Origin of the sequence: Streptomyces sp. NPDC059477, from assembly GCF_042749375.1 — a bacterium.
GTDB lineage: Bacteria > Actinomycetota > Actinomycetes > Streptomycetales > Streptomycetaceae > Streptomyces.
Genome location: NZ_JBHYUG010000026.1, coordinates 66,348 through 78,368 on the forward strand (window position 1 = coordinate 66,348; position 12,021 = coordinate 78,368).

2 protein-coding genes are annotated in these 12,021 nt (G+C 76.8%); both read left to right on the forward strand.

The features are described from left to right. The coding region (locus tag ACFXAZ_RS16120; RefSeq protein WP_384590490.1) for an SDR family NAD(P)-dependent oxidoreductase at positions 1 to 2,454 on the forward strand (2,454 nt) is incomplete at its 5' end. Between the two features lie 61 nt (positions 2,455 to 2,515). After that, positions 2,516 to 12,021, forward strand: a 9,506-nt coding sequence (locus tag ACFXAZ_RS16125; RefSeq protein ID WP_384590493.1) for an SDR family NAD(P)-dependent oxidoreductase, incomplete at its 3' end; no start/stop codon positions are given.

Here is a 12,021-nt window from a genome sequence, read left to right on the forward strand (position 1 = left end):
TCCCCGAGTTCCCTGGTGCCGGCCCCCCCGGCGGCCCTCCCCACCTGGCGCGCCCCGGGGGGCCCCAGCGGGCGCGCCCCCCCCCCCCGCGACCGCGCCGAGGACGCCGCCCTCGCCGACGCCCTCGGGCAACTCCACCTGACCGGCACCGGCCCGGACTGGGCGGTGGTGTTCGCCGGGGGCCGCAAGGCCGACCTGCCCACCTACCCCTTCCGCCGGGACCGGCACTGGGCGGACGCCCCCATCCTCCAGGCCGAGCGCGCCGCCGGGGCCCGCGCGGGCGGCGACGCCGCCGACCCGTTCTGGGAACTGGTCCGCGACCAGGACATCCCCGCCGTGGCGGCCACCCTCCAGGTCGCCGACGAGACGTCCGTGGCCGCCGTGGTACCGGCGCTGGCCGCCTGGCACGAGCGGCGGCGGGCCAACGCCGCCGCCGACGGCTGGCGGCACCGCGTCACCTGGGAGCCGCTGGCGCCCGCCACCACCCCGGCGCCCGGCGGGCACTGGCTGGCCGTCGTCCCCGCCCCCCTCGCCGACGACCCCTGGACGACCGCGATCCTGGCCGGGCTCACCGGGCACGGCCTGCGCGTCGACATTCTCACCGTGCCCGGCACGGCCGCCCGCGCGGACCTGGCCGGGCTGCTCGCCGGCCGTCATGGTCTCGACGGCGACCGCGATGGTCTTGACGGCGACCGCGCCGACCGCGACGGCCACGACGCCGATCGCGACGGCCACGACGCGCTCGGCGCCAGCCGCGCCGGTCTCGACGGCGTGCTGTCCCTGCTCGCGCCCGCCACCGGACCCACCGCCACGGCCGCCCTCGTCCAGGCCCTCGGCGACGCGGGGATCACGGCCCCGCTGTGGTGCGTCACCCGTGACGCCGTGGCCCACGGGAGCACCGCCGCCGTCACCGGCTTCGCCCAGGCCCCGGTGTGGGGCCTGGGCCGGGTCGCCGCCCTGGAACACCCCGACCGCTGGGGCGGCCTGATCGACCTGCCCGCCGAACCCGGCCCGCCCGTCCTCGAACGGCTCGCCGCGCTGCTCGGCGACCCCGGCGGCGAGGACCAGATCGCCGTCCGCGGGACCGGCGCCCACGGCCGCCGCCTCACCCCCGCCCCCGCACGCGCCGGAGCCCCCTGGAAGCCCTCCGGCACCGTCCTGGTGACCGGGGCCACCGGCGCGGTGGGCGCCGCCGTCGCCCGCTGGCTCGCCGCCGAGGGCGCCGACCGGCTGCTGCTCACCTCACGCCGGGGCCCGGACGCCCCCGGCGCCGCCGACCTCGTACACGAACTCACCGCGACCGGCACCGAGGTGACGCTCACGGCCTGTGATGTCGCCGACCGCGCGGCACTCGCCGCGCTGCTGGACTCCGTACCGGACGAGCGGCCGGTGACGGCCGTGCTGCATCTGGCCGGGGTCCTGGACGACGGTGTGCTGGACGCGCTCACCCCCGAGCGGTTCGCCGGGGTCCTCGCCCCCAAGGCGGAGGCCGCCCGGCATCTGCACGAGCTGACCGCGGACCTGGACCTGTCGGCGTTCGTGCTGTTCTCCTCCCTGACCGCCACCGTCGGCGGCGCCGGACAGGCCAACTACGCCGCCGCCAACGCCTACCTCGACGCCCTCGCCGAGCACCGCCGGGCGGCCGGACTGCCCGCCACCTCGGTGGCCTGGGGGCCGTGGGGCGGCGACGACGGCATGGCCGCCCACGGCACGGTCCGCTCCGCCGCCCGCGCGATGGGCATGTCCCTCCTGGACCCCGGCCGCGCGCTGACCGCCCTGCGCCGTGCCCTGGACGGCGGCGACACCACCGTCACCGTCGCCGACGTCGACTGGTCCGTGTTCGCGCCCGCGTTCACCGCCACCCGCCCCAGCCCCCTGCTGTCCGGCCTGTCCGGCGCGCCCGGCGGCACGGACGGGCGGGCCGACTCGGGCGCCGCCGACGGGTTCGCCGCGAAGCTGGCCGGGCTCACGGGCGGCGAACGCGAACGTGCCCTCCAGGAACTGGTGTGCGGTCAGGCCGCCGCAGTCCTGGGCTACGCGGGCGCCGACGCGGTGGAGGCGACCACCGCCTTCCGCGACCTCGGCTTCGACTCGCTCACCTCCGTCGACCTGCGCAACCGGATCAGCGGCGCGGCCGGGGTGGCGCTGCCCGCCACCCTCATCTTCGACTACGCCACCCCCGCCGCCCTCGCCAAGCACCTCGGCGGCGAACTCGCGGGCGCCGACGACTCCGTGGCCGCGGTCCTCGCCGAACTCGACCGGGTCGCCGCCCGGCTCGGCTCCCTGACCGCCGAGGACATCGAGCGGGGCCGGATCACCAGCCGCCTGCACACCCTGCTCGGCGGCCTCGACAAGACCCTCGGCCAGGACGCCGACGCCGTGGCCGGACGGCTCGCGGACGCCTCCGCCGACGACGTCTTCGCCTTCATCGACAACGAACTCGGATCGGCGTGAGACGACCCCTTCCCCCGGGCCCACGGCAGTCCACCTCTTCGCACAGGAGTGGCGACACCCGATGACCAACGACGAAAAGCTGCTCACCTACCTCAAGCGGGTCTCCGCCGATCTGGCCCAGACCCGTCAGCGGCTGCGCGAGGTGGAGACCCAGGACCGGGAACCCGTCGCCATCGTCGGGATGGGCTGCCGCTTCCCCGGCGGCGTCGGCACCCCCGAGGAGCTGTGGCGGCTGGTGCACGACGGCACCGACGCCATCGGCGACTTCCCCGCCGACCGGGGCTGGGACATCGACGCCCTGTACGACCCCGACCCGGACGCCACCGGCAAGAGCTATGTCACCCGGGGCGGCTTCCTCACCGACGCGGCCGGGTTCGAGCCGGACTTCTTCGGCATCGGCCCTCGCGAGGCGCTCGCCATGGACCCCCAGCAGCGGCTGCTGCTCGAAGTGTCCTGGGAGGCCCTGGAACGGGCCCGGATCGACCCCGGCTCCGCGCAGGGCACCCGGATCGGCGTGTTCGCCGGGACCAACGGCCAGGACTACAAGGACCTGCTCGCCAAACTCCCCGACGACAGCGAGGCGGCGCTCGGCACCGGAGTGCTGGCCGCCGTCATCTCCGGCCGTATCTCGTACACCTTCGGCCTGGAGGGCCCGGCCGTCACCGTCGACACCGCCTGCTCCTCGGCGCTGGTCGCGGTGCACCTGGCCGTGCAGGCGCTGCGCGCCGGGGAGTGCACCCTCGCCCTCGCCGGGGGCGCGACCGTGATGTGCACACCGGGCAACTTCATCGCCTTCTCCCGGCAGCGCGGACTGTCCCCGGACGGCCGCTGCAAGTCGTTCGCCGACACCGCCGACGGCACCGGCTGGGGCGAGGGCGCCGGCATGCTGGCCCTGGAGCGGCTCTCCGACGCCCGCCGCAACGGCCACCAGGTGCTGGCCGTCGTACGGGGGTCCGCCGTCAACCAGGACGGTGCCTCCAACGGCCTCACCGCCCCCAACGGGCCCTCCCAGCAGCGCGTCATCCGCGCCGCGCTGGCCGGGGCGAACCTCGGCCCGGCCGACGTCGACCTGCTGGAGGCGCACGGTACGGGGACGACGCTCGGGGACCCGATCGAGGCGCAGGCGCTGCTCGCCACCTACGGTCAGGACCGGCCCGAGGACGCCCCGCTGTGGCTCGGCTCCGTCAAGTCCAACATCGGACACACCCAGGCCGCCGCCGGGGTCGCCGGGATCATCAAGGCGGTCATGGCACTCCGCCACCGCGTGCTGCCCCGGTCCCTGCACGCCGACGCCCCGTCCGGCAAGGTCGATTGGGACCAGGGCCGGGTGCGGCTGCTGACCGAGAACCGGCCCTGGGCCGACCCCGGGCGCCCGCGCCGGGCCGCCGTCTCCTCCTTCGGCGCGAGCGGCACCAACGCGCACACCATCCTCGAAGAGGCTCCCGCCGACATCCTGGAGGAGGCTCCCGCCGAGGAGAGCGTCACCGCCGAGGAGGCGCCCGCGCCGCGTACCGCGCCTCCCCTGGTGCCCTGGGTCCTCTCCGGCCGCACCGAACACGCCCTGCGCGCGCAGGCCGCCCGCCTGCTGACCGCCACGGGTGAGCACCACCCCGTGGACCTGGCCCACTCCCTCGCCGCCACCCGCACCCCCCACCCCTACCGGGCCGTCGTCCTGGGCGCCGACATCGACGCCCTGCGCGCCGCCACCCGGACGGTCGCCGACGGTGGCCGAACCGCCGCCTCGGGGCGGGTCCGCAAGGGACAGACCGCCTTCCTGTTCACCGGACAGGGCGCCCAGCGCCCCGGCATGGGCCGCGCGCTGCACACCCACTTCCCGGTCTTCGCCCGCGTCTTCGACGAGATCTGCGCCCTGTTCGGTGACGGCCTGCGCGAACTCGTCCTCGGGGACGGCCCGCGGGATGCCGCGCTCGGGGACGGCCCGCGCGATACCGCCGCAGCCGCCCCCGGCGACGACCCCGAGCCGCTGCACCGCACCGCCCGCACCCAGAGCGCCCTGTTCGCCTACGAGGTCGCCCTGTACCGGCTGGTGGAGTCCTGGGGCCTGACCCCCGACTATCTCGCCGGGCACTCCATCGGTGAGATCGCCGCCGCCCATGTCGCCGGGGTGCTCGATCTCACCGACGCGATCACGCTGGTGGCCGCGCGCGGCCGGCTCATGCAGGCGCTGCCCGAGGGCGGCGCCATGATCGCCGTACGGGCCACCGAGGACGAGGTGCGTCCGCTGCTCACCGAGGGGCTCGGTATCGCCGCCGTCAACGGACCTGACTCCGTGGTGATCTCCGGCGACGCCGCACAGGCCGAGGCCCTCGCCGCGCGGTTCGAGAAGAGCAGGCGGCTGACGGTCTCGCACGCCTTCCACTCGCCGCTGATGGAACCGATGCTGGACGACTTCCGTACGGTCGTGGAGTCCCTCACCTTCCACCGGGCCACCGTCCCCGTCGTCTCCAACGTCACCGGCGCCCTCGCCACCCAGGATCTCGCCACCCCCGGCTACTGGGTGCGGCACATCCGCGAGGCGGTCCGCTTCCACGACGGCGTCCGCGCCCTCGCCGCCGAGGGCGTCACCCGCTACCTCGAACTCGGCCCCGACGCCGTCCTCACCGCGATGGCCCGCGAATGCCTGGCCGCCGACGCCCCGGACCCGGACGCCGTCCTGGCCGCCGCCGCCCGGCGCGGGCGCGACGAGAGCGAGACGCTGCTCACCGCCGTGGCCGAGCTGTACTGCGCCGGCGCCGACGTCGACTGGACCGCGCTGTTCGGCGGCGCCCGCACGGTCGACCTGCCCACCACCGCCTTCCAGCGCGAGCGCTACTGGCCCGACACGGCCGCCGCCACCGTCGGCGATGTCGGCTCCGCCGGGCTGGACCGCGCCGACCACCCGCTGCTCGGCGCGGCCACCGTGCTCGCCGGTTCCGACGGCGCCGTCCTCACCGGACGGCTCTCCCCACGCACCCACCCCTGGCTCGCCGACCATGTCGTCGGCGGCTCGGTCGTCGTGCCCGGCACCGCCATGGTCGAGCTGGCCATCCGGGCCGGTGACCAGGTCGGCTGCGCGCACCTGGCGGAACTCGCCCTCGAAGTACCGCTGGTGCTGCCCCCCGACGACGGCGTGCGCGTCCAGGTCGCCGTGGGCCCGCCCGACCCGTCCGGCGCCCGCACGGTGGACGTGTACGCGCGCGCCGAGAGCCTGCCCGCCGACACCCCGTGGACCCTGCACGCCTCCGGCCTGCTCACCGCCACCGACCTCGCGGGCGCCCCGGGCACCCGCCTCGACACCTGGCCCCCCGAGGACGCCGAACCCCTCGACACCGGCGGCCTGTACGCACGTCATGCCGCCGCCGGACTGGAGTACGGGCCCGTCTTCCAGGCCCTGACCGCCGCCTGGCGACGCGGTGGGGAACTGTTCGCGGAGGTACGGCTCCCGGAGCGGCCCGCCGCCGACGCGCCCCGTTTCGGCCTGCACCCGGCCGCCTTCGACGCCGCCCTGCACTCCCTCGCCCTGCTCGGCGACGGATCCGCCGACGACACCGCCCGCCTGCCCTTCCTGTTCACCGGCGTCACCCTGCACGCCACCGGCGCCCCCGTGCTGCGCGCCCGGCTGGCGCCCACCGGGGCGGACGCCTTCGCCGTCGACCTCGCCGACGCCACCGGCGCCCCCGTCGCCACGGTCACCTCCCTCGCGGCCCGCCCGCTCACCCACCTGCGCGCCGCCCGTGACACCACCGCAGACGCCCTGTTCACCCTCGGCTGGCAGCCACTGCCGCTGGACGCCGACGCCCCCGACCACGGCCACCGGGTCCTGCACAGCGTGCCCGGGGCCGACCCGGACGCCGTACGCGCCGCCCTGGACACCGCCCTCGCGGCCCTCCAGGACGACGACCCGCGCCCGCTGGCCGTCGTGACCCGGGGCGCGGTGAGCGTCGCGGGAGAGGACGTGCCCGACCTGGCGGGCGCCGCCGTGTGGGGTCTGGTGCGGTCCGCGCAGTCGGAGCACCCGGACCGCTTCACGCTCGTCGACCTCGGCACAGACCCTGATCCCGATACGGGCGCGGACGATGTCCTGCCCGTCCTGCCCGCCCTGCTCGCCTGCGGCGAACCGCAACTCGCCCTCCGCGCGGGCGTCGCGCACGCCGCCCGGCTGGTACGCGCCGACCTCCCCGCCGACGCCACGCCCACGGGCCTCCCCGCCGACGCCACGCAGCCCATGACCCTCCCCGCCGACGCCACCCCCCTCGGCCTCGCCCTCGCCCCTGCGGGCACCGTCCTGCTGACCGGTGCCACCGGCGGCCTCGGACCGGTCCTCGCCCGGCATCTGGTCACCGCCCACGGCGTCCGGCATCTCGCGCTGCTGAGCCGGTCCGGCGACGCGGGCGCGCTGATCGCCGCACTCGAAGCACTGGGCGCCACGGCCACCGCCCACGCCTGCGACACCGCCGACCGCGACGCGCTCGCCGCCGTCCTCGCCGCGATCCCGGCCGACCGCCCCCTCACCGCCGTCGTGCACGCCGCCGGAGTCCTGGACGACGGGGTGCTCTCCTCCCTCACCCCCGAACGCCTGGAGCGGGTCCTCGCCCCGAAGGCGATCGGCGCCCTGCATCTGCACGAACTGATCGGGGACCGTACGCCGCTGGTGCTGTTCTCGTCCGTCGCGGGCACCGTCGGCGCACCCGGCCAGGGCAACTACGCCGCCGCCAACGCCCTCCTGGACGCCCTCGCCGCGCACCGCCACGCCCAGGGCGCCCCCGCGCTGTCCCTGGCGTGGGGCCCGTGGGCCCCGGCGGGCGGCATGACCAGCACCCTCGACGAGGCCGACCGCGCCCGGATGACCCGGGGTGGCATGACCGCGCTGACCGCCGACGAGGGCACCGCCCTGTTCGACCTCGCGGCCCGCGCCGGGCGTCCCGCCCTCGTACCGGTACGGCTCAGCCCGCAGGCCCTGCGCGCCCAGGGCGCCGCCCTCGCGCCCGTCCTGCGCGCGCTGGCGGGCCGGCCGGTGCGCCGCGAGGCCGCCGCCGACACGGCCGGACCCACCTTCGCCGAGCGGCTGGCCGCCCTCGGGGACCAGGAACGCGCCGAAGCGCTCCTGGACACCGTCCGCGCCCACACCGCCGCCGTGCTCGGCCACGCGGGCGCGGGCCGCGTCGAGACCGACCGGGCCTTCAAGGACCTCGGCTTCGACTCCCTCGCCGCGATCGAACTGCGCAACTCCCTGTCCGCCGAGACCGGGCTGAGGCTGAGCGCCACCCTGGTCTTCGACCACCCCTCGCCCGAGGCGCTCGCCGCGCACCTGGGAACCCTGACCGCCGGGACCCGCACCGGGCCGCGCCCCGGCCCCCGTACCCGTACCGCCCGCGTGGACGAGCCGCTCGCGATCGTGGGGCTGGCCTGCCGGTACCCGGGCGACGTACGCACCCCCGAGGACCTGTGGCGGCTGGTCGCCGACGGCACCGACGCCATCACCCCGTTCCCCGCCAACCGGGGCTGGGACACGGACCGGATCGTCGACCCCACCCGGCAGCGCCCCGACACCTCCTATGTCGGCGAGGGCGGATTCCTGCACGACGCGGGCGCGTTCGACCCGGCGTTCTTCGGCATCAGCCCCAAGGAAGCCCTCGTCATGGACCCGCAGCAGCGGCTGCTGCTGGAGACGTCCTGGGAGGCGCTGGAGAGCGCGGGCATCGACCCGCACACCCTCAAGGGCAGCCGCACCGGGGTGTTCGCGGGCGTCCAGTACCACGACTACTTCGGCAGCTTCGGCTCCGGCAGCATCATCTCCGGCCGGATCGCCTACACCCTGGGCCTCCAGGGCCCCTCGCTGTCCGTCGACACCGCCTGTTCGTCCTCGCTGGTGGCCCTGCACCTGGCCGCGCAGTCGCTGCGGCAGGGCGAGTCGCGGCTCGCGCTGGTGGGCGGTGTCGCCGTGATGGCCACGCCGGAGACGTTCATCGAGTTCAGCAGGCAGGGCGCGCTGGCCCCCGACGCCCGCACCCGCGCCTTCGCCGACGCGGCGGGCGGCACCGTATGGGGCGAGGGCGTCGGCGTCCTGGTCGTGGAACGGCTCTCCGACGCCCGCCGCAACGGGCACGAGGTGCTGGCCGTGATGCGGGGCTCCGCCGTCAACCAGGACGGCGCCTCCAACGGCCTCACCGCCCCCAACGGACCCGCACAGGAACGCGTCGTCCGCGAAGCGCTGGACAACGCCCGCCTCACCACCGCCGACGTGGACGTGGTGGAGGCGCACGGTACGGGGACCACGCTCGGCGACCCGATCGAGGCGCAGGCGCTGCTCGCCACCTATGGTCAGGACCGGCCCGAGGACGCCCCGCTGTGGCTCGGCTCCGTCAAGTCCAACATCGGGCACACCCAGGCCGCCGCCGGGGTCGCCGGGATCATCAAGATGGTGCTGGCCCTGCGCCACGGGGTCCTGCCCCGGACCCTGCACGTGGACCGGCCCTCCACCGAGGTCGACTGGGACGCCGGGAACGTCCGCCTGCTGACCGAGCAGCGGGAGTGGCCGCGGCGGGGCCGCCCGCGCCGGGCCGGGGTGTCCTCCTTCGGCATCAGCGGCACCAACGCCCACGTCATCCTCGAACAGGCCCCGCCCGCCCCCACCTCCGAGCCCGAGGCGTACGACGGCCCCGCCGTCCCCTGGACGCTCACCGCCCGCACCCCCGCCGCCCTCGCCGCACAGGCCGCCGCGCTCCTCGGCCACCTCGACACCCACCCCGGCCTCGCCCCCCACGACGTCGGCTGGTCGCTGGCCACCACCCGCGCCCGCTTCCCCCACCGCGCCGCGATCACCGCCGACGACCCCGCCGCACTGCGTGCCGCCCTCGCCGCGCTCGCCGACGGCACCACCGCCCCCGGCCTGGCCGAAGGCACCGCGCCCGGCCGTGCCCGGCCCGTGTTCGTCTTCCCCGGCCAGGGCTCCCAGTGGTCCGCCATGGCCACCCGGCTCATCGACGAGTCCCCGGTGTTCGCCGCCCGCATGGCCGAGTGCGCCGCCGCCCTCGCCCCCTACACCGACTGGGATCTCGCCGCCGAACTGCGCGGCGGCCTCGACCGCGTGGACGTGGTCCAGCCGCTGCTCTGGGCCGTCATGGTGTCCCTGGCCCACACCTGGAGCGCGTACGGCGTCACCCCGGCCGCCGTCATCGGCCACTCCCAGGGCGAGATCGCCGCGGCCTGCGCGGTCGGCGCGCTCACCCTGGCGGACGGCGCCCGGGTCGTCGCCCTGCGCTCCCGCGCCATCGCCGAACTGCTGTCCGGCACGGGCGGCATGATGTCCGTCGCCGAGGGCGCCGACGCGGTCCGCGCCCGGCTCGCCCCCTTCGACGGGCGGCTGTCCGTCGCCGCCGTCAACGGCGCCGCCTCCACCGTCGTCTCCGGCGACCCCGAGGCCCTCGACGCGCTGCACGCCCGGCTGCGCGAGGCCAAGGTCCGCGCCAAACGCCTGCCCGTGGACTACGCCTCGCACAGCGCCCACGTCGAGACCCTGCGCGAGCGCCTCGCCGCCGACCTCGACGGCATCGCCCCGCGCGCCGCCCGCGTCCCGTTCTATTCGACGGTCACCGGCACCCCGCTCGACACGACCACGCTCGACGCCGGGTACTGGTACACCAACCTGCGCCAGGGCGTGCTCTTCGAGCAGGCGGTACGCGCCGCCATCGGCGACGGGCACCGGCTGTTCATCGAGTCCAGCCCGCACCCCGTCCTCACCGTCGGCATCCAGGAGACCGACGACGCCGTGGCCGCCATCGGCTCGCTGCGCCGCGACGAGGGCGGCCGGGACCGGCTGCTGGCCGCCGTCGGCGAGGCGTTCACCCATGGCGCCGAGGCCGACTGGGCCGCCGTCGCCGAGGGCCGCCGCCCGCGCCGCGTCCCGCTGCCCCCCTACGCCTTCCAGCGCGAGTGGTACTGGCTCGACTCCACCGCGAGCGCCGCCGACGTCACCTCCGCCGGTCTCGACCCCACCGGCCACGCCCTGCTGGGCGCCGCGCTGGTACGGGCCGACAGCGCGGGCGCCGTCCTCACCGGCCGCCTCTCCCCGGGCGCCCAGCCCTGGCTCGCGGACCACCGTGTCGGCGGCCGGCTGCTCTTCCCCGGCACCGGGCACCTGGAACTCGCCCTGCGCGCCGGGGACCAGGTCGGCTGCGGCGACCTCGCCGAACTCACCCTGCACGCCCCCCTGGTACTGCCCGACCACGGCGCCGTCCAGCTCCAGGTGGTCGTCGCCCCGCCCGAGGGGGACCGCCGCCCCGTCTCCATCTGGTCCCGCCCGGAGCACCTCGGCGAGGAACTGCCCTGGACCCGGCACGCCGACGGCCTCCTCGCCCCCACCGGGACCCTCCCCGGCCCCGCCGACCCGCTCACCGAGTGGCCCCCCGAGCACGCCGAACCCGTCCCCCTCGACGGCCTGTACGACGAACTCGCCGCCCTCGGCCTGGAGTACGGCCCCCTGTTCCAGGGCCTGCGCACCGCCTGGCGCACCGCCGACGCCCTGTACGCCGAGATCGCCTCCGACGCGGCACCCGACGGCTTCGGCCTGCACCCGGCGCTGTTCGACGCCGCTCTGCACACCGTCGGCCTCACCGACGCGGCGAGCGACACGGCCCTGCTGCCGTTCGCCTGGTCCGGGGTACGGCTCCACACCACCGGCGCCACCGCGCTGCGCGTCCGGGTCGAGACCGGGCGCGGGTACGTGGGCGAGGGCACGGGTGGGACATGGGGTGAGGGCACGGGCGGGAACAGGGGTGAGGGCACGGTCCGGCTCACCCTCGCCGACCCCACGGGCGCGCCCGTCGCCACCGTCGACGCGCTCACCCTGCGGCCCCTGCGCACCGACCTGCTGGACGCCGCGGCCCGTTCGCCCCGCGCGGGCGGCCTCTACCGCGTCGACTGGGTACCCGCCCCCGCCCCGGCGCGTCCAGCCGATGCCACGGCAGAGGTGCTGATCGCCCCGGCCGGGACGAGCGCCGCCGAGACCCGCACGGCCGTCGCCGCCGTCCTCGACGCCCTGCGCGACCGGCTCGCCGACGATTCCCCCGGGGACACCCCGCTCGCCGTCCTCACCGGCACCGACCCGGCGGGGGCGGCGGTCGGGGGGCTGGTCCGGGCCGCCCAGTCGGAGCATCCCGGGCGGATCGTGCTGATCGAGGCCGACAGCGAGGCCGACAGCGAGGCCGGTATCGGGGTCGGGGGCGAGGTCGGGATCGGCGTCGGTGTCGGTGTCGGTGTCGGTGTCGGCGAGGAGCCCGACGCCGGGCGTCTCGCCGAAGCGCTGGCCATCGGGGAGCCGCACCTCGCTCTCCGCGACGGGGTCTGGCACGTGCCGCGACTCACCCGCGTCGGCACCGATTCCGTCGGTTCAGTTGATGCCGTCGATGTCGTCGATTCCCTGGACGCCGACGACGGCCTTCGCGGCATCGGCGGCACCGCGCACGACCCCGCCACCCCCGGCACCCCCGCCCCCCCCCCCCCCCCCCCCCCCCCCCGCCCCCGCCCCCACGAGCGTAGCCCCCGGTCCCAGCCCGGGATGCGAACGCC